This window comes from Marinomonas pollencensis, from assembly GCF_003387375.1.
GTDB lineage: Bacteria > Pseudomonadota > Gammaproteobacteria > Pseudomonadales > Marinomonadaceae > Marinomonas > Marinomonas pollencensis.
The window spans coordinates 81,067-104,381 of the sequence record NZ_QUNG01000002.1 but is presented as its reverse complement, the minus strand read 5'-3'; the positions used below and the strand labels follow the sequence as shown (position 1 = coordinate 104,381).

Genomic DNA, 23,315 nt, shown 5'->3' with positions numbered 1-23,315 from the left:
TTACTCACCTCCTACAAGAAGCGAAGGTCGCTGACTTTCCACCGCTTCTTCACGATGATTGCGAACAACCACATACAATTCAGTCTTTTCACTCGGCAACAAGATATTGCGAGGCCAGTAGGCGCTTGCCACTATATCTGGTGAATGACAGGCTATTTCACTGGCTTCTATCGGCTCATCGGCAAAGCTTTCAACCAGTCCTACATAGACGGTGAAGTAATGTCCCGTGACAATTTGCCCCTGCTTAAAGCCAAACTTCAAGCCAGGCTGAAAACATTTCGGGCTTGTGTCAGTTTGGCCAGCTAAACGGATGTCATAGCCTTGTGGTAACTCATTTAATGCAAGGCGTCTGAGTAAATCACGTAAGCTATCGACGTATGGCTGAGCTGTTTCCCAAGTGGCGGCTTTTCGGTTCACGACGCCCTTAATAGGCCACTGCTGACCATCAATAGCTAAAGTGATTTCACGCGGTGGAATACGACGAGGTACTAATGTGACAGATAATCCGGGCGCTTCCTTACCAGGCGGAGTGATGTAAAGTGAAACCGGTGATTCTTTGTCCGTGGCCACATATACAACATTCCCCTTGATTTGCGTCTGAGCATCACTGGTTGTTCTCACCTGAGGCGATTCAAACGGCGTGACAATCCGATTCAGATGCCCAAGAGCTACAGGGATCAGTTCATTGACTCCCGGTGTCATTAGTAGCGTTGTTGGCACATCCGTTGAAACCGTATTGCTTTGAACCGGTGGATTTGCAGTATCGGACTGCTTCATCACACTGGCTGGCACAATCGGCAATTCTACGTCTGCATACGACGCTTGAGATAACAGGACGCCACTTAAGCTGATTGCGATTAAGCTTGGTGTCATCCATCGACTAATTTTGGTTCGCATCATTCACCCTCCGGTTTTGCTCTTGGGTCAACTTTTCACGAACTCGCTTCGTTCTAGCTTGCCCCTCGTACGTATCCATCCAACTGAGCTTTGGACGGTATTGCTCAATATCGATGTCAAACTCATAAGTGCGAGTTTGGCGCTGTTCATCTCCAGATGGTCCAGAGACCAAGGAATAACCGGTCACAAAGACATGGCCGGTTTCATACTCATACTCCACTTGTCTGGGTTGGAATTTGAGCGTGACTCGGTCTTCACGGATTTGTCTTGCCTGAATCTCCAGTGCATCGACCACTTGCTGGTACACCGCAGGTGAAAGTAGCGGCTCGATAGCAACTCGTATAAAAGACACATTACCCGGCGTCACGTTGCCCATAAGCTCAGCCAGGTAGAGTCCCCAGGATTCCAGGTAAGGTTGAGTGGCTTGGTTTCGTGACACTTCAGACGTTTCAGACAAGGTTGGTGGTTGAATGGCCACCACGGTATTGCGAGAAAATGCCGCTACCGCAAGCAGCAAGTTAGATAGCACCAGCACCGCAATCAGGAACCGTTGCCATCGGTTCTCTAATTGCGTGCCTTGCCATGATTTTAAAAACACGTCGAACTTCACGGCAGATAGCTCCTGATAAATGGGTTAGGGATCGTCTTGGCTTTGGTTGGCAACAATCCGGCCCAGTAGATGGTGTGAAGAATAAAACCATCTGGGCGGCCATCACGAAAACGCCGATAGAGCTTGGTTGTTACCAACCCCAACAGACATAAAACCAAGGCATTACCTGTAAAAATGCCGATCACTAGCCCCAACAGAATAGGAGCCATCTCATCGGCACTCCAAAGCAGGAAGTGCGGCGGGTCATCGATATAGGATGGAATATTTACAGGTTCCATAGTCACTCCTCGTTGTTTTAATTGAGAAGTGAAGAATGCCTTGGGATTGACAGGTTCAGTGGTCAGCTAGATGCCGAATTCTTGAAGGTTTTTAGGTGGCTTAGCAATTCTTCTCTTACAATTACTTTGGTTTACAATTGGTTAACGATAATCGGTACATTACGTTCAGATTTAATGGACATGATGCGGAAATTGTTAACTATGAGGATTATTACTAATGACTACGTATAACCTCGCTCACCCTGGTGAGATATTAAAAGAGCTGGTTATCGAGCCGTTGGAGTTGATTATGAAGCATGGACCAAATTAAGAAAATTTGTTGTGAAAAAACATAACGAATAAAAAAGAATGTGTCAGTACGAGGAGAGAAATCACACATTACGGTAAAACACCTTGAGCTCAATATAAAAAACGGATATCAATGAAAGTGTGATCACTTGATCTTATGGAAAACAATTCTGGACTACACGATGACAAAAAATGAAGAGCTTAGAGAGGCTTACCTCGAAGTACTCAAGGACTTTGACGAGAGTTACCTCATTTCTAACCAATCAGACAATCCATCGACCAAAGGGTTGTCTGGTTTATTTTTAACCTCTGTAAGCCCTCACTACAACTCAGCTAAAAACAAAATCATGATCATTGGTCGCGAAACGAAAGGCTGGAAATGGAACGAGACAAAAGACCTAGATTTACTAGATAAAAAAGCTTGTATCGCACAAGCTTTAAAGACCCATAAGACATTCTTTTTTAATCAATTGAAAAAGAAAAACTCACGGGGACAAGCTTTTCATAACTTTACTCGCAGCGTGGCAAAAAAATCCGGAACAAAAGGCCTCATCTATTCCAATTTATTCTGTTTTGCCCTGAATAAATCTATTCCAACCCATTCCCCGATTTTTTCGGACATTAAAAGTATGTCCGAAAAACTGTTGCGAGCTCAGATTAAAATCTTAAAGCCAGATATCATTCTATTTATGAATGGTTTTGACAAGGCATCTATGGCGGCACGTCGCCAATATTTTCCAATCGACGGAGAGAATAATGTCTGCATAAATCGCAAAGATTACTTCGAGGATTATGGTATATCGAGTAGGCAGTTGTGGCGTTTTGACTTAAAGTTTGAAGACAAGTTAATCACTTCCTATCGCACTTATCATCCAAGTGCAGTATCTCAAAAAGCAAAAGTGGGACGTGAACTTCTCATCCGTTTACTACCAGATAAGGACAATATATGACAAAAACACTAATCATTCGAATAGGCGGACCTTGAATTAAAATTAGTCAGTTACTTGTAGAGAATTTAAGTGGTAGTTATGAACGGCTTCTGATCAACCTTTTGAAGCTTATTGGACTTATTAACTCGAACCAAGAGTGAGTTAATAAGCCGTCAGTTTTAAACTGCCTCTGATTCTTTCGGCGCATACAATTAATGCGCGTTTCTTTAACTCACGTGCGCCAGCTTATACCGAGTGCTCCGCCCCCCGGCTTCACTTTTTACCAAGCAACCAATCTCGACCAAAGCCGCTAAATGACGAGATGCGGTTGGCTTACTCACTTTCGCCACTTTATGGTATTGCGACGTATTAATGCCTTGGTCAAAATCTCCATCAAGCATTCGATTGAGCACTTTTACTTGTTCCGAGGACAGTCGCGTTTGATCGACATTTCGCCAGAAGTTTGCTTTAAAAACCGTTTGGTCGATTTCTTCAAGCACATTGGTGAATGTTTCACCTAAGGTGTTTAGAAACCACATAAGCCAAGCGCTAATATCAAGTTCACCTTTCTGGGATTGCTCTAATATTTCGTAGTAGCTTTTACGGTTGGCTAAAATCGCCACTGACATTGCATAGAAACGGACAGATTTACGCTCAGCCTGGGCCAGCGCCAAATCAGTGAGTAAGCGGGTGATCCTGCCATTGCCGTCATCTAAAGGATGGAGCGTCACAAACCAAAGATGTGTTATCGCAGCTCTAAGCAATGGATCTAAAGCTGGGTCCTCACGAGAGTCATTAAACCAGCGAATAAACACGTCTAGTTCGGACTCAAGCACATCTCGGCTCGGCGCTTCAAAATGCACCGTGGGTTTATCAATCCTACCTGATACAACCTGCATAGGCTCTTCGCCGCGTAACTGTCCTCCTATAACAGGGTTGAACAAGGTGTAGCCCTCAGGAAACAGTCGTTTATGCCATTGTAATATTCTCTCAAGTGAGAGCGGCGAGTCTAAATTATCCACCGCATCTAGCATTATTTCTGCAAGGCCATCAGTGCGTTCAGTGGTTGGAAATGGTTTTTCTTCAGAAAGACCAAGTTTATTAGCCAACGACGAGCGAACAGAAAAAGCGTTGAGCTTCTCACCTTCAATGGCACTCGAATGAATAATGTTCGCCAATAGCGTGTCTAACATACTTTTTTTTTGGTCTTTCGGTTGGCTCGACATCTTGCCCAACAACATTCCTTGGTGAAAGCGAATGTCTCGTAACTTGGGGTCAATAACCTTTTCATCCCAGATAAAGTTTGGCCAGTCAGCTTGTTGCCAGATCCACATCTTGTCGCCTTTTGATTTAAATAACAGCACATTCAAATCATAGCACGATTCGAATAAAACCCATAATCACATCCAATAATGATGCGAATAATACAGGTAATCATATCATCTTTCGTTGATATCATCCTGTCTTAGTAGACATTAACCTAGGCCTCATATCTTCTTCTGCAAGTGGCTTAACGCCAACCCAGCCATCAATGCCAAGCCGATAATCAGCGACGGTAGCACCACCGGTGGAATAGCTAGCGGGGCGAACAATCCCATAAACAGCAAAATGACACCTGAGCCCAGAATAACCATGCTGTAGCGGTGAATGATAGGGCTCGAAAAATCAAAGGTTGTCTTCTTAATTTTCCAGGTCATCAAGCCGTCCCACAGCGCTGGTAACATGAGAATAAGCGCAAAGGGCAACCAGACCATCAGTAAAGCAAATCGAGTGAACACTTGGTACAACACATCAAAAAATGCCTGAATACGGTCTTCTACCCAGACAAACCAAAAGCCCCCCATGTTCTCCATCCCTTTAGAACGAAGTCGCTGCTCTTCAGTGGGAATTAGAAAATCTCGCACAGATTGCTCCATCTGCGTATCCACAATCCATGACTGATACCAGCGATGGCTAGTTTGACCAATCCAATAACTTGTTTGTGTGCCCAACTGGTTTTGGATCATCTGCTTCTCTTTACTAATGACCCGGCCAGTCCAATCACCGGGCACTAACACGCCAATGGCAATAATCTCCAGCATCAGTACCAGACACAGTAGCCAAACCGACTTATGCTTGCTCATACCAAACATCCTCTTCCACTCGGGCCAGCATGGCTGCAACGGTTGGCGTCATAATCCGGGCTTTAATCACTTGTTGAAGCCGCTTTGTCGTCGTATGGCCACTGACATAACGCACGTCGATGTGTCCTTCAGCCAAATACGCCATCCGATTTGGACGATTACGAATCCAGGTGTGGAAATACACACCATCCACGGCGGCCCACTCAAAATGATCAGGATCTCGCAGGCGAATCCCTGTTAAAGCACTGGCGGCAGTCCAAGTCAGCGCCTCAATGAAATGCCACAGGCGTACACTGTCATCATCACAACTCACTTCTTCATAGCCACCCAGGCCATTACAAAGGCACAAATCAAAGACAGAGTGACCATCTAACGTGAAGGCATCCGTTAAATAGTCCGCCAAACAGTGCACCGAGGCCAAAGCATGAGGCCAATCGGTTTCAAGCAGTCTTAAAGCCTCCTTGAACTGAGGGTTATGTTGCTGCCACTGAGCGAGCATTTCTTTACTGGTAAGTGTTGTCATTTTCAGACAGACAGAATGATGCATACAGACTCCTTATGCTGCCTGTGTAGAGCTGGTTAAAATAGGAATGCGACCTTTAATCACACGGCCACCTGAAAGCTTGGCGATGTACTCAAGGTTCGGGAGCTGGCCTAATAACTGCGGTGGAAACATATCGCCTTCTTCCTCCATCAAGCGTTCGCCATGATTGCCGGTAAACAAGGCAGGGCTGTCCGAGTTGGACGACATACCTTGAGTTTGCATGATGTACTGCAACCGAGTCTTAGGCAGATTGTCGGTAATGTACTGCTGCGTTTCGGCATCCATCACCCGAAGAGCTATCAGGTTGTTGATGTTGCCCAACACCTGACGGGCCTTAGCCTCACTGCCTGTACGAGCAGCAAAGTCAGCAAAGGTCTGAGTAGCAATCACACAACGCATTTTTGCGCCACGGCCTTTGTTGAGCAGTTGAATAAAGGGATCGTTGACGACTTCAGCCGCCTCATCGATGAAGATATTTACGGGACGATTTTCAACACCATAGTTATAGCGATCACCGGCTACGGCGGTGAGATCGGATAAAAGCAACGAACCAATGGCGCTGCCAACCATGGCGTCGGTCAATGAATCCAACCCGATATAGGCCACTTGGGCATTGTTGATAATACGGCCAGAATCCGTAATTAACCGGCTGTCATCCACATCGTTTGCAATAGGTGATAGCAATGGGCCTAATTCACTTGAAGTGAGCATATTGAGCACCGGCATCAATGAGGCCACCATCTTGGAATAGTGGGTTCTGTCATGCTCAAACATGCTCAAAAGTCCTTCCAAATCGGTATTGGCGGCAACGGGCTGAATGCGTTCGTAGTAGAAAAGCAGCATCGCCATGGCTTGTTTAGCTAAGGTGCTGGCCTTTTCGGTAAAGCGTTTAATCTCCACAATAAAATTGGGATACACCTGCTCCCCCCATGCTGTGACGGCTTTTACTACCAAGCCTTCTGGGCCACCTTCCAAGAATCGTCTCAGTGTTTTCAGATCAGGACGTTGTGACGTAAGCAACAAACCTTGCACTATGTTATTCAGTGCCATTTGGCCAAAGGCTTTAAATGGATCAGCACCGGTTTCAGATGGGATTAGTGCCGCAATACGGCTGGCAATTTCAGTACCTCGGTTAAAGTTTCTCAGAGGATTAAGTCGTACTGAATGCTCAGGAAAACCCGGATGAAAATACACAAAGCGCTCAGGACTACCGGCGGCAATACAGGCTCGCTGCGCATTATCCTTAAGTTCCTTGTCTCCCTTGGGGTCAATAATAATCACGGCTTCATTGCGCAAAATGGCCTGGGTGATCATCGCATCAAAGCATCGGGTTTTCCCGGCACCGGTCGTACCGACAATTAAGGTATGGCCTTCTGTGTGACCAACTGGCTGGTACACATCTTCTTCTTTGGGCTCAACACCATGAATCCAGGTCGAACCCATTTGCTTGCCATGACCTTGGTTAAGCAAGGTTTGCTTATCCCGCTTTAGGATTTCATAAGCGCGTTGAGCATGGCGTTGATCCCACTCAAAGCCATAACCTAACCACAATTCATCAGGATGTTTTGCCATCACTTTTTGCAAATGCGACAGCGCCATAAAAGCCAATGGTTTGCCTTTTAGCCCCTTCTGCAACTTATAAAGACGATAAGCCTCAGGCAGGCGGTACAACGCCATGCCCGAGGAAATCCCTGTCATCCACCAAAATGGCTCAGGTGGTAGCTCAGTCAGCATTTCTGCGGCAATAGCCCCAGTGGCCCCAACCAGCCAACCTGCTGCTGCCATGGCCTCATAGTTCGTGCGCCAGGGCATTTCGTATGCGTTTTCTTTCATTCATGCTCCGCAAATAACCGTTTGCAATCCGCTTAATTTCAAATGGATTAACGTTTAGCGTGAGCGGTAAACAGAACCGTTTCCCCCTCATCAAACTGGCATTCGTCACTGGCCGAGATCCCCCGAAGCAGCTGTCCGGCTGGAATGCCATGCTCATTGGCGACTTGGCGTAAGGTTTGAATCGTGACGCGAATACCATCGGCACTATGATCCACGTCTGGGTAATCGCCATCGGTCAGTAAGATGGGCAAATCTTTCACAAAATTAACCATCTGTTGGCGCTGCACGTGTTTAGGGTCTGTACATGAGTTCGTATTGGGCGCTATCGGCTTTTGCTTACGCTCCGCTCTTGTGGCGGGCTCCTTTGCTTGGGCATTGGTTGTCTCAGTTCGACTCAGACGCTGTGAAGCCTCTTCGTTCTGAATTGCTGTCGCCGATTCTGTGTCTTGTTTGGAGATGTCTATCAGTGCAATTAGCCTTTTAGAAATCGATACCTTCAGCAGTAACCCTTGCTCCTGAACGCCATCATTCGTAGTCACAGTTCTGGCCTTACGAGTCGGGTTTGCAGGATCTAGTTCAAGCCAATCTAATCGACTGAGTTCAGCAAGCAGTTTTCGGGGGGCACACCAAGGCCTTACAGCATCGGGATAGCGGATCAGTATCTGTTCACCAACCATAACCAGCGCACTGCTGGCTTCTGGGAGCCACGCCAAAGATTCAGGGAGATTCAATGCTTCTGCATCGTGTTGGTTTACGTTATTTGAGATAGCGCCATCATATAAATTGTTAGGCTTTTCATATCCATCACCCGGAACATTTTCATTTGCCTGAAGGTGATTAACATCACTGGCATGACGAAGTTCATCATCTTGTTCGGACGATTTTTTCGATGGCGACTCAGTCGAATTGCTGTGATCGATTGATGATGACTCTTTAGGTAAGTCTGAATGCTCACTGGTGCGACTCTGAGGCTCTGCTTGTATTTGCTGTGTTGCTTCCCACTCAGATTTGCTGAACAGTCTAACGCTACTTGGTACATTCGAGCTGAACAATAAATCGGCCTCAGATATATGCAGCATGGGTAACCAGATTGGCTTGTCGTCTTTGATCAGTACTTCAGGGGCAAGACTTTCATATCGCTCATTTGAGGTGGATTTCGTGGCCAACCCTCGTTCAATGAGGATGTCAGCAAGAGTATCGGGATCTCTTGGAATGCCAGGTATCTTGTCTTTGGCCAATAACTCAATGATGTCCTTAGCCGCGCTTTTCCAGACCACGTAAAGATTGGTTGATTGATTTGATTTTCGTACCCAGACTCTGGCGTCTCGCTGATTGACTAACCATTGGGAACTGGCAAGTAATCGCCTCATGGCATCAAGTAGATAGCGTTCGACTGGGACACCAAGGGCATTGTCGTCAACGGAAATTCGTTGAGCTTTCAGGTCTCGCTGGACACTGGTTTGGTCGGCTTCAATGACCAATTTAGACAAGACATGCTCGGGATCAGTATTGCCAATTGCTTCCAGCATTGCTTGCAAAATTTCAGGGCCAGGTTGAGTTAACCAGGCGAGTAACTCAGGTGTCATCACCCGGTTTAATACCAGAATTGAAAATTGCTCGTGCCGCTTGCACCGTCCATCGCGCCAGCGAATGAAATAGCGTTCAATACTGTTATTACTGGTCCACTGGGATAAGGTTTCTAAAAATGGGTTCCACTGATAGCGTCCATCTTCGTCCGTGATGGACAAGTCTGAAACAGGCTTACCAATATCATGGAACAAACCGCCAAGAGCCGCCGCAACACGCCACCTTGGTTCCAGCTCTTTTTTTTCAACCGGTGTGCCACTGGCAACAAAGATGATCCCTTCAGCTGCTTGTGCCGCCCAGAAAGCAACTTCCAACGAATGACGTAATAAACCACCCGCACCACTGTGATGATGATGTTCAGAAGCTGGCAACAAATGAACATAAGCAACCAGATGATCAATGCAGGGCTGAATCAGCCTTTGAAAATCACGTTGATTAAAACCAAGTACCTGGCGGAGTTTGGCAATTAGCTCGTCTTGTGTGGACTGTAAATCCTCGGGTGACGCAGCTGGCAACCCCTTCAGGAATGGAGGGTAGCGTGGAATGTCTGTATCCAGTTGCGATGACAGCTCTGGTAGTGCTTTGGTTTGAAAAAATAGTTTTTTGAACATAGTGAACCTCCGACACGATAGTGTGAAGGTTCAATCTGGCGTTGCCGGTTGATTAGACTCAAAAATCCGATATGTATCAACACATACGCCATAAAATGCTGAGGGAGCTTATTAAGCTAAGGCGTATTTCTACTTGGCCTTTTAGTTTTTTCCCCAACTCTCTTTTTGGGTTTTTCAATCGGTGTAAAAGCTTCTTGTAGGTGATGGCGAAACCATCGGCGGCGCTCAACTTGACGAAACTCGTTCAAGACAAACCGATAGTCACACGAGCCAAGACGATCACCACAACCACATGGACAAGGTAATTTATTTGCCTCACGCTTGCGCAAACCTAACGCTTTCAGTGCCCGCAGAACTGATGCTTTACCATTAACATTGAACAACTGAGAATAATCATCAATCAGGCCTTTCTCACCATGGTCCAGTTCGCCATAGGGAAAGTTGCCAAATTCAACCCTATGGGACACCGAATAAAGAAACCTGACAACAATCTTTTCGAAAAAGGTTGTCAATGACGAGTCGGCTTTCAAAATTGACTTAATTTTCAGGTCTGAGCCAAGACAAAATGATCCATCAGAGTAAGTATGGAAGTCCTGATTACGAGGAAAGTAACCAGCGGTATCAAACACCACTGGTAAAGCCCTAGGATAATCACTTGGGCATACAATCCTTAGAGAAAATGTTCGCTCAATAAACCGACTTCCAACTAGCTGTGCTTTTAACTGATACTCTCCCTGCAACTCAATCTTATCTGCATGGACATCTACTAATCTAATGTTCGGATAGGCCGAGAGAAAAGCCTCTAGGCCTACAGCCTTCCAGTGCTTCATCTATTGCTTAAACCATGGCTTTGGATCAGATGATTGAATTGCGAAAGTTGGTTTTGCTGTCACCGCAGGAATTCCCAATAGACGTGCTACCGAACTTGAATCAAACTTCAAATCCAAACCATTTTGCGCCGCATTTACTATTCGTTGCGTATCATCACTTGAGCAAAGAGCACTAAAATCAGCTCTAGCTTGATACAGCCATTTAAAAAAGTTTTCTTGTAATCGGTATTGTGCAGATTTTTCGTCATACCACTTGTCTGCAAAATCTTCCGCTGGGTTGACTGGGTTCGGAATCATTGGCGCTTGTGCAGAAATATGGTCATCCATCTCGGAGAGTACCGTATTCAACGCTGAAGCCAAATCACTTTCACCTTTATACGATTTAGCCGCCAATGTAGTGATGATTACCGATATTGGCTTACTATCCTCATTGTTTTTAAACATAGTGTCACGATGACGCTTCAATAATTGGATAACCTGCTGTAAGGGTGTCTTCCATTGATAATATGGCAGACTATCTATACTGGCTTTAAATCGCATTTCACGTTCGTTTATTACTAACTGTGCCGTCTTCATGCGCGTTTCAAACCATCGAGCATATCCTTCAGGATTGCTGATACGCCAGTTTTCATTCACAACTGCATAAGTGAAATCTGTGTTGTCGGTAATCGAAACTGCAAGCTGAGACACGTTTTGAGCCAAATTTTCATCAAACTTAGAGTTGTCGACCATCCGCTTTTTCAAAAGGCCTCTTCCGGTATCACTCTCTGGCACACACGGAACTATGTCCATGTGAAAGCTAAGCCCATCAGCATACTCTAAGCGCCAACAGCGTTTCTTCTCGGCTAGCTCTTCCTTTATGCCTCTGGCGTTTCGATAAAGCTCTAATTCATGACCGACTAGCTGCTTTAGTTGCTTTTGAGTGATAGACGTTTTATCTAGGCCACGACGAAGATTGCACCCCATGTCCAGGTCATACTGTTCTTCTGAATCGGGCCTAATCGCCGTACCTAGACGAAAGGAACCTTGAGAAAACACGTGAGGATCAAAATTCACGCATGTTGACTCTGGGCGATGTAACCAATCGCCTAAATCCTTATAGCGTTTTTCAGCCTTTTCATAAGCACTGTCAGGTAGCTCAATTTTTTCAAGAATTGTGTTTAGAACATCGTTGCTTTTGATATTACTCATGTAGATCTCCTCGAAGCTCGATTGCGATTACAAATTGTTGTGTTTTTATGTCGTGGTCATAAATAAGCCATGGCATATCAGCCTTAGGCATTCTGGCCCGTCCAAATTCGACGGCACACGATACTGGCATCACAGGAAAAATTTGCAGTGGCGTCGCAACCCCGTGTGTATTTTTGATTTCAACAATCAGCTTTCTTATGCACTTTCTGAACAAGGAGAGCTGCTGCTTTGACTGCATGAAATCATTATTAGGCTGCTTGATAGTCACTTCCCAAATCGATGTATCTGGCCCTATAACCCGAGTAATTCGCTCATGCGACACATGGTCACTCAAAGAAAGTACCAGGGCTGGCTTGCCCTCCATATTTTGAGGTCTGTTGATGATATACTCAAAATCATCTGAACAGTCTTGCCAAAACCAGCCTTTAGGCTCTCGATGCAGCTGATAAGTCTCGATATCAATTTTGTCTGTGAGCAAAGCGCCAAGTTTTATTAACAATGGTTGAGGAGCCAACGCGAACAATGAGAAATGCTTACAAGAATCCTCTTCGATGATCGATGAAATTTTACTTTGAAAACGCTTCGTTAGGTGTTGCGACTCTGCTTGCCAATATTGTTCAGAGTGATCCTTCAGCTCTGATACCATGGATAGTGTCACTGGCTTTTCAGTTGCCGGATACCAATTCGGAAACATTGCCTCAACACAACCGTGATAATTAATCGGTGATCTTTCAGTTCCAATATTGGCACCATATAAAACAACATTTGATTTGCGATCAGGATCAATACCTGTGAGGATTTCTATACGTTGCTCATGCTGCATTTTCCAACTAATCAAGAGATCGGCTGGATACCTATCTTCGCTGCCTTTCTGATCAATTTTTTTGTGACAGTCATAGCACATCAGCATGAGGTTGCTGACGTCATTCAAGCTGGTTGGCTTAGTTTTAAAGGGTCCCCAACCACGAGGCCCATTCTCAGAAAATGCGTAAATATGAGCATTTTGAGAGACATTGACCGACTCCTGGGTCACCGCTGATTTGTATAACAATTTATTACACCCGCCAAACTGACAGCGAGCAGCTGCGCGAGCCCAAAGCTCTCGCTCAACTTTACGGTCTATGGGTCTTGTGACTTTAGCGACCATTCAAAACTCCTATAGTTTACCAATTAAAAGAAGTGAGCGCGGTGTTGTCGCATCACAGAGCAAATGGCTGACATAAGCACATCCGGCGATTAGCCCCAGCCCGCGAAGACACTTATCAATTGCCTCTTCCGGTTGCCACTCATACAAATATTTGAGACCAACACCTAGTGCAGTTAACACCAATAGACTGTGGCAAAACTGGCGATGATGAGGGTTACCCAAAGAGGGTTCCAAAATATCTGGAAGCTTGCCAAATAGAGAGCCAACCGTAATGGCAGTTACAGGATGGTGACTGACAGCTTGTTTTTTGTTGTCCGCCAAGGCAACGGTTAAACCAACCGCAGCCCCGACGACCAAATGGGTTTTACCATTAGCCAAACTATTTCTCCTTCCTGATACCTTTAAAAGGTGTTTTGTCGGATGTCTTTACATCCATGAATCGACCAGTATCAGCATCTCGCTTTACCCAATGTCCGCTTGGCGTCTGAGTCTGAGATCTGCCTTTAACGGCACCGTTTCTGTGTCCGTCACCTGATGGGGGATTTGTAGCCATAAAGCCTCCTATTCTGCTTAACTTAATCACATTTATCAGATATTAATAAAAAAGATCCAAAGGATCTGATCAAATAATAAACTTCAATTCTGATTAACGCAAGCAGATTAACCAGAAAATCAAAAAAAACTACACAATTGATCGGTAGACAAATTCCAGTCCACCTGACTCTGCCACTTCTTTTTGACCTAACACAAGACCTGTAGCATGAAGCTTCTTCAATCGACCACTGGCATTCTGTGCTGAAATGTCAAACTGCTTAGATACATGTGACGAAGTCACTGTCTTTTTTGCAATAACAAAATCTAGAAGCTCTTTGACAGTCGCACTAAGTTTCACACCGAGCACTTCGTAACCGCTATCGCTCTTGACTAGAAGAGGCTGATCTTTGGCTGTAGCGCCATAAGACCAATTGTCCAGTAGGTCACGATTCGGTACATTAGAAAGGTAAAAACCTTTTTCTCCTTTCAATGCTTTAGCCAACGAGATTACACTTTCACGAGGAAATGAAGCATCAGTGAATCGAATCCCTTCCAAGCTAATAGCAAAAATATCGCATGATGGGTGACCATCAACGATCTTTTTAATCTTCACATAGGCTTCACTACCTTCATCGTTACCAAAGGCATGGTCAGAACCTACGACTTCTGAAAGAAGAATTTTATGAGTTAACTGTTTCATCTGTTTAAGTTGACACTATTTATCAGAAATTGTCAACATAGAAGTCAAAACAGATATGGGTTCCTGTGATAGGGACCAACCCCCGATCTTCAGAAACATTGATGAGTTGTCCCTTCGAGTATTCCAAAGCCAATGAGAAAGTGAGCTGCCTAATAACAATGATAACTTTCTCTTTACTAGCGTGCTCTCGACTACTCTTAAAGCCTAGCCCCCGGCCTTTACCAAAGCGACTAACCTCACCAGATGTAAAAGCTTTTTGAACGAGCGCAATATCATTCTCAACAGTTTCCGCTGAAAACTGTGCGTATAACTTCGGATGTTCACTTTGTAACGTTGTTCTCAAGGTAGCGGCAATACCTAAACCAGAGTCGGATATGACTGTTTGAATATGCTTTGGTTTATTATACGGTCGATATACTTGCAGACCTGCTAGTCCAGGTATTTTGGATTCACTGTGATCAGTAACGTTGCCTACAAGCTCTGAAAAAACAGTCTTAGCCGCTAAGAAATAGCTAGCTGAAGAATGCTCTACAAACCTGTCGCCCAAACGAATTACAAGCTCTTTGTTTTGGATTGGATGTGCAATTTCTCCTAGTTCGACCAAGGTATCGCTATTATCCCGATAAGTTTTAGCAGCTGACAAAACGGGCCTTTCAGGAAGACAAGTGACACTTTGATTAAGATAATCAAAGAAGCCATTTCTGCTGAAAAAACTGTGAGTATTAGGACATGCTGTAGTATCCATCACCACATCCTTACCATTCGCAGTAAGCTGATTCGTGAGAGCAAGAAAACGGGCCAATGCTATCAGCAAAAACTTACAATCGATGCCGAATCTAAATGTTACCTTTGTTGCATATTTTTGATACGCAAGCTTACCGATAGCACTCTCAAAGGCTTTCTCATCAATCCAACCTGTACCGAAATCAATTTCCACATGCTGAGCCCGTACCAAGCACCATTCATGATTTGAGTTTTTCACAAACGTATCCTGGTTTTTGTGAAGAAACGAGTTCACTTGGGACTTATCCAGTCCCAGCTCCTTGGCAATTTGACGTCCTTTCAGGCCTGGTGACCCACCTAATAACTCTGAGACTGCCTTCAGCAAACCATCACTCCTTTCTACCTACATACCTACCATTCGTTGCATACTTTGCGTCCACGAGGCTTTAAATGCTGAATCTCCTGCGAACAACTTGTAGAGCTCAAGTTCATCTTTACGGCGTTGCAGCATAATTTCCTTGAGCATTTTTTCGAAGGCCAAATCTCGATTATGAGGATCTGGGTTGTTTTTGTATTTAGATTCAAAATCTGGGTGATTGCGGATACTCTCAGCGATGTTCACGAACTTAACCTTTTGCTCTTCAGGTGTGGCACTCCAGCCTTGGAACCATCGTTCATTAAATGTGCGAATGATTTCATCCAGCGGGTCAGTTTCTTTTTCACCGCCATGCGCCCCACGCGGGTTCGGATTTTGAGGATCAAGCTCCGCTTCTTGGTCACTAAGCTTAATGCTGTGGTTAAGCTTCACACGTTGCAAACCGTATGAACTCAGATCGACAGAATCGAGAAGCTCATCAATAGCATCAGCATCGGGATCTTCCACTTTCAATTTCGGTATTAAAAACTTCAGGAACCAAAACAGTTTTTCCCAGCTGACCATTTCATAAGGCATGATAGAAGCCATCTGCCCATAGATTTTAACGAACTGCTTGGCTTTAATCTTAAAGTCCACTTTTGCTTCAGCTTCAAGCTCCAGCTCATGGTCAAACCGTGCTGCTGCAACATCAATGATTGGACTGAGTGTCTGGGCGTCTTCATTCTTGAAATAACGCGTCACAAAGTCTTCAACCTCATACCACTCGTACACACCGACATCGTCCATTTCATCTTTCAACTCGTGCAGCACGTTTATATCTGTAGCCTGGGACAATGACGTTGCAGTGTAGAAAGGATCGAATGCTGACTGAATATCTTCAACTGAGTTAAAAAAATCCAGGATAAACAAGTCTTCTGTTTTCTTCCCTAGCTTAAGTGCACTGCGATTTAGCCTAGATAGCGCCTGAACACACAAGACACTGGCGAGCTTCTTATCCACATACATGGCGCAAAGTTTAGGCTGGTCAAACCCAGTCAAATACTTGTTCGCAACCACTAAAAGTCGATACTCATCGGTATCAAACATATCTTTGGTATCTGACTCGGCAAAACCATTAATATCTGCTTCGGTATATTCAATACCATCAACTTCTTTGGTTCCTGAGAAAGCAATGGCAACTTTAAACGGGTTCCCTTGCTCCTCAAGTATCCGCCTAATCGCTTTGTAGTATCGAATGGCCGTCTCAATATTTTGAGTGACCACCATTCCTTTACCTTTACCTTTGAGCTTTTTCGCATTCACGACATGTGGAACAAAATGTTCCAGCATAATCTCAGCTTTGGTATCAATCGTTTGCTGGCTTCGCTCTACATAAGCTCTGAGTTTTTTTTGCGCTTTTTTGGTATCAAACTCAGGGTTATCAGCGATTGATTTCTCAATCTCATAATAACTTTTGTACGTCGTATAATTTGCCAGCACATCCAATATGAAACTTTCTTCAATGGCTTGTTTCATCGAATACAAGTGAAACGGCTTGAAAGAGCCATCTTCTTGGCGCTGACCAAATTTCTCCAAAGTGCTGTTTTTTGGTGTCGCAGTAAATGCCAGGTACGATGCATTCCCGCGCATCTTTCGCGATTTCATCGCTTGAAGGATTTTATCCTGGGCATCTTCGGCCTCTTCGATTTCAGACTTGCCCATCGCTCGGTTCATATTGTCATGCGCCGAACCAGACTGAGAGCTGTGTGCTTCATCAATAATCACCGCAAAGCGCTTGTCGCTAAGATCAGCGATACCACTGATAATGAACGGAAATTTCTGAATCGTCGTTATGATGATCTTTTTGCCATTTTCAAGAGCCTGCTTAAGCTCAGATGACTTGTTCGCTGGGGCAATAATGTTCTTTACTTCAGAAAACGCTTTAATGTTATCCCGCAGCTGCTTGTCCAATAGGCGTCTATCGGTGACCACAATCACAGAGTCAAACAACGGCTGCTCCAAGCTTTTTCCGCCTGCCACATCAGACGATGCAGGATAGGTTTCAATTAACTGATAAGCAGCCCAAGTAATCGAATTAGACTTACCTGAACCGGCAGAATGTTGAATTAAATAAGTCTGACCGACACCGTGCTGGGCAGCATGGTCTACTAATTTTCTCACCACATCCAATTGATGGTATCGAGGAAAGAACAGAGTTCGCTTTGGTAATGGATCTTTGCTTGACCCATCCAGACGCACAAAATGTTGAATAATGTTCGCCAAGCTTTCTTTGGTGAATACTTCTTGCCATAGGTATGCCGTTTTATGACCAGTTGGGTTCGGTGGATTACCCTGTCCAAGATTGTGTCCTTTATTGAACGGCAAGAAGAAGGTACAGCCACCTGATAACTTGGTGGTCATATACACTTCGTCGGTATCGACCGCCATATGCACTAGGCAGCGGCCAAAGGTCAGCAATGGCTGAGTTGCATCTCGATCATCTCGATACTGCTTTTGGCCGTGATAACGTGCTGTTTGCCCCGTCCATGCGTTCTTCAACTCCAGCGTTATCAATGGTATTCCGTTAATAAACAATACCATGTCGATTTCTTGTAGGGGATTTGCCATGGAATAGCGCACTTGGCGAGTACAACTAAACACGTTGTCTGCAAAGTTTTGTTTTACCTTTTCACTGCTGCTTGCCAAAGGAGCTGGATAGAGCAAATTGAAGCGAGCATCGTCTACGCTTAGCCCTTTCTTAAGTAAATGAAGAATGCCATGCTTCTTAATCAGTCGGTCAAATCGTTCGAGTAACTTACGCTGCCAATCTGAGGGGTTGTTCTTTTGCAGTTTGGCCAACTCTACTTCTTGTGTCTTTTGCAGAAATTGCCAGAAAAAACGTTCATCAATGGCATATTGCATATTAAAGTCACTAGCAGCACCAATGAAGTATCCAGCACCCAGTGACTGCTGACTCAGCCCCTCTTTGAGCTCTTCAGTACTGATCCCAGCCAGACATTTCTCAATGGCCGACTCTAATGCTTGTTCATTGGTTTGACTGACCATAATTGTAAATTCCCTTAATCAAAATTCTTCTGTTTCATTGCCTCAGCCGCTTTTTGCAGCGGTCCTTTTAAGGCTTTTTCTAACTTTGTCATCTGCTCTAAGTGCCATGCAACCGCTTGGGACCAAGTCTCTTTATTAAACCCATCAGCTTTGGTCGAAAACTGAATACGGCAAGATTTCTTCTCATCCAGCCTCATCCACTCAAGTTCTGCACCAAAAGTATGTTCAATGTCCTGTTTGGACTGACTCAACAAGTCAAAAAGGTATTTATTCTCTTCGGTAACCCCACGGCTGATCCAAAGCTCTACTCGAAGCTCTTTTTGCAGAAATATCAGGTTATACGGACATCCACTTAGCCCTGAGCCTGCTGATAACCAATGATCTTTGCTTGGGCTAATGTTGTTATAGAGTTGGCAAGCGCTTTTCTGAAACGCCTCTAAGGCACGCTCCCAGTACTCGCGCCGCACCGTATGGCGGTTTTTTAGTACCACTTCGGTGGTTTTTTCTTCCGCTTCTTTGGCATTAATGCCAATCATGAGCTCTTTAGCTTCTGGCGTTGGGATGATCTGGTCAATATTAATCAGTAGCTGTTCACCCAGTGAATAAGGCGTGATTTTGAAGCAGGCAATGCTAATGCCTTGACCCAATAACCACAGCGCGGTGCTGGTCACTTCTTTGCGAAAGTTTGCCGCAACTAGCATAATGCGCTGGCTGTTACCCAGGTTTAGCTTTAACTCATCCAGATCGGGCGCATCCAAAAACTCACATATTCTCGCCGAGGCACTTGCAGGGGCATTTAACAGGTCAACCTCTCCTGTCACAGGCTCATAGCGGTCTAAGTACTGCTGGTAAATTTCAACTATTTGCGCTTTGGTTAAACTTGCACAGTAAGAGGCATATTTAAGCGCCTGCCACACGACATCTCGGCCACTGTCGTCCAGCTTGTTTTCAATAATGACCAAGTTGCCATCTTTATCCAGCGCCAGTAAATCTAAACGTTCACGGGTATCATCAAAGCCATCGAACTCCTTTTGAATAATCAGTAGCTCTTCACCCAGTGCGGAAGGCTCGTGTGCCAACCATTCCTGAAGATGTTTGCGCTCAGTAAAGCCCAACTCACTGAACTTCTTTGTCCTAACAGGACTAATCCTGTTGGTTTGATAATTTACCGTGAACATATTCGCGTCCTATTGCTCAACCATTTCTGGGGTGATCTTGATTTTTCCTGTCACGGCGCTGTTGATCAGGGAGGTTTTGTATTCTTTGAGCTTTTCGATTTGCATTAATTGAATTTGTATCGCCGAATAAAATTCCTTTTCAAGCTCATCAATGTACTCAGCAATTTCTACCTGTTGGGCTTCTGGAGGCAACGCGATATAGAAGTTTTTTAACGCTTGAAAGTTAAGCCCCTCTCTACCTCCGCCTTGCTGAAAGTACCAAATTTGGCCCTGACCGATTTCTGATGCCAATACAGCATTTAGAAAGACGGTTTTAATTATCTTATTAGGCCTCACGATACATACATGTTGATTCACATTCATTTCGTCGCTTGAATCGACGTAATAGCAACGACCAATTGAACCCCCAGTAATATTGAGTAACACATCACCCTTTTTCACCTTACTGTTGCTCATGCCCTCATGTGTTTTATTGGAAATTCGAGCAACATCTGTGAGATCTATTCGATCAAAATGTATGTTTTGGCTTCGTAAAAGTGGGATTCCATCATCTAGATATGTAGAGCCACCCCCAGTTGGAGTAACGCCGCTTCCAATTTTTGATGCCACATGCTTTATTTTTTTTAAAACCCAATGCGCTGGAATCATACCTATCCAATCCACACCGGAGTCTTTCATTGGCACATTGGGATCAAGCCCTTGGGTTACCGCCTGTTGGATGATGATCTGCTTACGTTCCTTCAGCAGGCTAATTTGCTGCTCTTTAATAGCAATCGCATCGTCGATTTGAGCGGTTTTCTTGTCTAGGAAGCAGGCAATTAGGAGTTGTTCCTCGGTTGGAGGCAAAAATACCAAGGCTCGTTTTAATTGAGGCCAATATAGGTTTCTCTGAATTGTTCCTACACCTTTTGAGCTAACTAAGTAATTAGCCACCATTGCCCCATCTCTGAACAGGTAGTTACCAAAGCGGGGAACTATATCTTCTGATAAAGAAAGAACTAAGTAAGCTGGACTGACTATTCCTCGATAATCAGAAACCCCGACTGAACCACGCCAAGCTTGCTGATTATTTAAAACAAAGTCACCTGGCTCTACCAACTGATACTTAGTCAGATCTGAACTGGTTGCATTTGTACGTTTTGCATCAACGTCATCGAATTTTATTACCCCTTTGTCCAAATAGACTGATAGAAGTTCTTCATTTTCATTATTAGAAATTGATTTTAATTTTGATTTTGCGCACAAAGGAAATGAATTCCAGTGAACTGGTATGGCCCCTAACCATTCAACACCTGAGTTTTTATAAGCCTCATACTTCGGCATCAATGCTAAACGTTCCATTACGCTTCTCCCTGAACTTCCGCCACGTTCACCCCCAAACTCTCTATTCGAAGGATTTGCGCAATGAGACCTTCAGCTTTTTGTTCTAGGTTGATGATGTCTGTTGCGACCTCTTCTAAACTACGCAGCGGTTTATGACGGTAGAAATACTTATTGAAGCTGATTTCATAACCAATTTTCACCGTATCCAGGTTTATCCATGCTTCATCAACATGAGGCTTCACTTCGTTTAGGAAGTACTGGTAAATGCTTTGCTGCTCTCCGTCTTTACGTAGGGGAACAGATTCTGTGTCACGTAGGTCTGAATTGGTCTCGTAAGTAATGAACTCGCCTTTTTTGCCGCCTTCTGTTGTAGGAACGGGGTAATAACCAAAATCTGGCAGGTCAGCGACTTCACACTCATAGCGCTCCAGCAGGTCGTTTAATTTATCATCCGTTAATTTAACGATCTTTTTCACCACTTTCTTGGCGGTTTCGTCATACCAGCTCACCGCGTTCAGGATGGCATTTTTCTCAGGTGCTGAAAGCTTAATGGCATGAGCTTTTAGCGATTTATCAACTTGGCTTTTAAAGCTATTGAAGTCATCAAATTCAATGCTACCGATGTCAGCCATCAGCGTTTGTGCAGTTTCAAGCAATGCTTTTAGCGCCAGCCAGTGCTTCACATCAAGCAGTTTTGCCTTAGCCTTGGCATTGAGACTGATGTCGTTCTCTTCACACCAAGAAAGAATGTCTTTCTCAATGGATTTCAAGAAGCTCTTTTTCTTTTCTGTACCATAGCCAGTTTTTTCGTAAACACGTTCGCCTTGCTCTGCGTACACGTACTCCATCACTTCACTAAGTTGCTTATCAAAACGCAGTGGAGCTATTGCTTCTTGAGTGAACTTGGCTTTGCGGCGATCTGGGCGCTCGATAGTGACTTTGTAGTAGCCAAAATCGTCATTGCTGAACACCTTACTGGCGATACCGATAGGATCATTGTTTGCATCAAGTGCTCTTTCAACGTCCACACACGCGAGGTAAGTATCGGTGATTTCCGTGATGTGCTCAGGCGCAAATTCGCAGTTTTTGTTACCTAAGTTCTTACGCAACTTACGGTATAGCAAGCTGGCGTCAATCAGCTGCACCTCTCCTTTACGTGCCTCAGGCTTATTGTTGTTCAACACCCAAATGTAAGTGGTAATGCCGGTGTTGTAGAACAGGTTATTTGGTAACTGAACTATGGCATCTAGCATGTCGTTTTCAATGATGAAGCGACGAATATTACTTTCGCCACCGCCCGCATCACCGGTAAAGAGCGATGAGCCGTTATGAACAGAAGCAATCCGGCTGCCTAATGGGCTTACACTCGGATCTTTCATCTTGTTGACCATTTCCATTAAGAAGAGCAGCTGGCCATCACTTGAACGTGGCGTGGCATCGACCACTTCGATATTTCCCCAATAGTCTTTCAGGCTAACCTTAAAACGTGGGTCAATTACGTCACTGCCGTCTTTAATGTGCTTCTGTTCAGACGCCCAACTCTTACCGTATGGCGGGTTAGACAACATAAAGTCAAAGCGTGAAGCCGCAAACTCGTCGGTAGACAAAGTTGAGCCTACTTTGATGTTCTCAGGGTTGTTGCCTTTGATCATCATGTCCGATTTACAAATCGCGTAGGTCTCGTCGTTGATCTCTTTGCCGTAAAGGTAAACATCACGGCTGTCATTAGGGTATTTCTCTTCAATGAAGTTTTGAGATTCAGTCAACATACCACCACTACCACTCGCAGGATCATATACTGTCATGGTAAGCGGCAACTGGTCTTTCACCGGGTCAAACACCAGGTGTGTCATCAGTTCAATAACTTCACGTGGCGTGAAGTGTTCACCTGCTTCTTCGTTGTTTTCTTCGTTGAACTTACGGATCAACTCTTCGAACACGTAACCCATACCCAGGTTAGTAAGGGCTGGCATCTTGTTGCCATCCGGGTCTTCGACCGTTTCATGAGTTAGGTTGATGTAAGGGGAAACAAACTTTTCGACGACATCAAGAAGGACTTGCTTGGAAGCCATGTGACGAATTTGCGATTTGAGGTTAAAGCATTCAATGATTTCTTTAACGTTATCGCTAAAGCCAAGCAGGTACTCTTCAAAGTTGGCGAGTAGTATCTGTTGGTTATTAGTCGCGGTGTTGAACAGGGATTTCAGCGTCCATTTAGATGTATTGTAAAAAACATAACCACTGGCCGCTTTTAATGGTTCATCATCAAGCTCCGTGGCTTGCATCTCTTCTTTTTGGAAATTTACCTCATCAAGCACGGCTTCTTTGGTGGGTTCTAGTAACGTATCTAAACGTCGTAATACCACCATAGGTAAAATCACATCACGGTACTTACCGCGAACATACACATCACGTAAGCAGTCGTCGGCAATGTTCCAAATAAATGAGATGAGCTTGTTATGTACACTATGATCCATTTTCTTTTCCTGTTCAGTGTTAGTTGCACCCCATTAGGTTGCTGCAACGGCTTCACTATAAATTTAAAATTCTGTTCTTTATGTAACGCCT

At 44.6% G+C, this 23,315-nt stretch carries 19 protein-coding genes; 1 reads left to right on the top strand and 18 read right to left on the bottom strand.

The annotated features are described in order from the left end of the window. Genes DFP81_RS03405 through traL form a run of 3 tightly spaced genes read right to left on the bottom strand, consistent with a single transcriptional unit; the run spans position 1 to position 1,785 of the window. On the bottom strand, positions 1-900 hold the full coding sequence (locus DFP81_RS03405; RefSeq protein ID WP_342769959.1) for a TraK domain-containing protein: 900 nt from the start codon (positions 898-900) through the stop codon (positions 1-3). Next, positions 881-1,507: a TraE/TraK family type IV conjugative transfer system protein gene (locus DFP81_RS03400; protein WP_115896370.1), complete on the bottom strand. Its 627-nt coding sequence runs from the start codon at positions 1,505-1,507 to the stop codon at positions 881-883. Before DFP81_RS03400 ends, DFP81_RS03405 begins: the two co-directional genes overlap by 20 nt. After that, on the bottom strand, positions 1,504-1,785 hold the full coding sequence (gene traL / locus DFP81_RS03395) for a type IV conjugative transfer system protein TraL (RefSeq protein WP_115896369.1): 282 nt from the start codon (positions 1,783-1,785) through the stop codon (positions 1,504-1,506). Before traL ends, DFP81_RS03400 begins: the two co-directional genes overlap by 4 nt. A 470-nt stretch (positions 1,786-2,255) precedes the next feature. Between traL and DFP81_RS03385 the strand changes: the two genes are divergently transcribed. After that, positions 2,256-3,023: a hypothetical protein gene (locus tag DFP81_RS03385; RefSeq protein WP_115896368.1), complete on the top strand. Its 768-nt coding sequence runs from the start codon at positions 2,256-2,258 to the stop codon at positions 3,021-3,023. 206 nt (positions 3,024-3,229) lie between these two features. On the opposite strand, the gene DFP81_RS03380 is transcribed toward DFP81_RS03385, so the two are convergent. From DFP81_RS03380 to DFP81_RS03310, 15 genes are all read right to left on the bottom strand, one after another. Continuing rightward, a complete protein-coding gene (locus DFP81_RS03380) occupies positions 3,230-4,336 on the bottom strand; it encodes a Fic family protein (protein ID WP_115896367.1) in 1,107 nt (368 codons plus the stop codon). A gap of 153 nt (positions 4,337-4,489) precedes the next feature. Then, positions 4,490-5,125, bottom strand: a complete 636-nt coding sequence (locus DFP81_RS03375; RefSeq protein WP_115896366.1) for an IncC plasmid conjugative DNA transfer DtrJ family protein — start codon at positions 5,123-5,125, stop codon at positions 4,490-4,492. Then, on the bottom strand, positions 5,112-5,672 hold the full coding sequence (locus tag DFP81_RS03370) for a conjugative transfer protein (protein WP_115896365.1): 561 nt from the start codon (positions 5,670-5,672) through the stop codon (positions 5,112-5,114). Before DFP81_RS03370 ends, DFP81_RS03375 begins: the two co-directional genes overlap by 14 nt. 9 nt (positions 5,673-5,681) lie before the next feature. Next, a complete protein-coding gene (gene traD, locus DFP81_RS03365; RefSeq protein WP_115896364.1) occupies positions 5,682-7,502 on the bottom strand; it encodes a conjugative transfer system coupling protein TraD in 1,821 nt (606 codons plus the stop codon). A 47-nt stretch (positions 7,503-7,549) separates the two neighbouring features. Then, on the bottom strand, positions 7,550-9,700 hold the full coding sequence (gene mobH / locus DFP81_RS03360; protein WP_115896363.1) for a MobH family relaxase: 2,151 nt from the start codon (positions 9,698-9,700) through the stop codon (positions 7,550-7,552). Between the two features lie 116 nt (positions 9,701-9,816). Further along, a complete protein-coding gene (locus DFP81_RS03355; RefSeq protein WP_115896362.1) occupies positions 9,817-10,530 on the bottom strand; it encodes a ubiquitin-conjugating enzyme family protein in 714 nt (237 codons plus the stop codon). Continuing rightward, positions 10,531-11,721, bottom strand: a complete 1,191-nt coding sequence (locus tag DFP81_RS03350; RefSeq protein ID WP_115896361.1) for a nucleotidyltransferase domain-containing protein — start codon at positions 11,719-11,721, stop codon at positions 10,531-10,533. Next, positions 11,714-12,868 (bottom strand): SAVED domain-containing protein, encoded by a 1,155-nt coding sequence (locus DFP81_RS03345; protein WP_115896360.1) that lies wholly within the window; start codon positions 12,866-12,868, stop codon positions 11,714-11,716. Before DFP81_RS03345 ends, DFP81_RS03350 begins: the two co-directional genes overlap by 8 nt. 9 nt (positions 12,869-12,877) lie before the next feature. Continuing rightward, a complete protein-coding gene (locus DFP81_RS03340) occupies positions 12,878-13,246 on the bottom strand; it encodes a metal-dependent hydrolase (RefSeq protein WP_115896359.1) in 369 nt (122 codons plus the stop codon). A 304-nt stretch (positions 13,247-13,550) separates the two neighbouring features. Then, entirely contained in the window at positions 13,551-14,102 is a 552-nt protein-coding gene (locus DFP81_RS03335) for a MarR family transcriptional regulator (protein ID WP_115896358.1), read from the bottom strand. A gap of 22 nt (positions 14,103-14,124) precedes the next feature. Then, positions 14,125-15,210 (bottom strand): ATP-binding protein, encoded by a 1,086-nt coding sequence (locus DFP81_RS03330; protein WP_115896357.1) that lies wholly within the window; start codon positions 15,208-15,210, stop codon positions 14,125-14,127. 18 nt (positions 15,211-15,228) lie between these two features. Further along, positions 15,229-18,246: a type I restriction endonuclease subunit R gene (locus DFP81_RS03325; protein WP_115896356.1), complete on the bottom strand. Its 3,018-nt coding sequence runs from the start codon at positions 18,244-18,246 to the stop codon at positions 15,229-15,231. Positions 18,247-18,260: 14 nt separating this feature from the next. Beyond that, positions 18,261-19,424, bottom strand: a complete 1,164-nt coding sequence (locus DFP81_RS03320) for a DUF4268 domain-containing protein (protein WP_115896355.1) — start codon at positions 19,422-19,424, stop codon at positions 18,261-18,263. Between the two features lie 9 nt (positions 19,425-19,433). Then, on the bottom strand, positions 19,434-20,765 hold the full coding sequence (locus DFP81_RS03315; protein ID WP_220342800.1) for a restriction endonuclease subunit S: 1,332 nt from the start codon (positions 20,763-20,765) through the stop codon (positions 19,434-19,436). Next, complete coding sequence (locus DFP81_RS03310) at positions 20,765-23,224, bottom strand: type I restriction-modification system subunit M (protein WP_115896354.1); 2,460 nt, start codon at positions 23,222-23,224, stop codon at positions 20,765-20,767. The genes DFP81_RS03315 and DFP81_RS03310 overlap by 1 nt, the downstream gene beginning before the upstream one ends. Between the last annotated feature and the right edge of the window lie 91 nt (positions 23,225-23,315).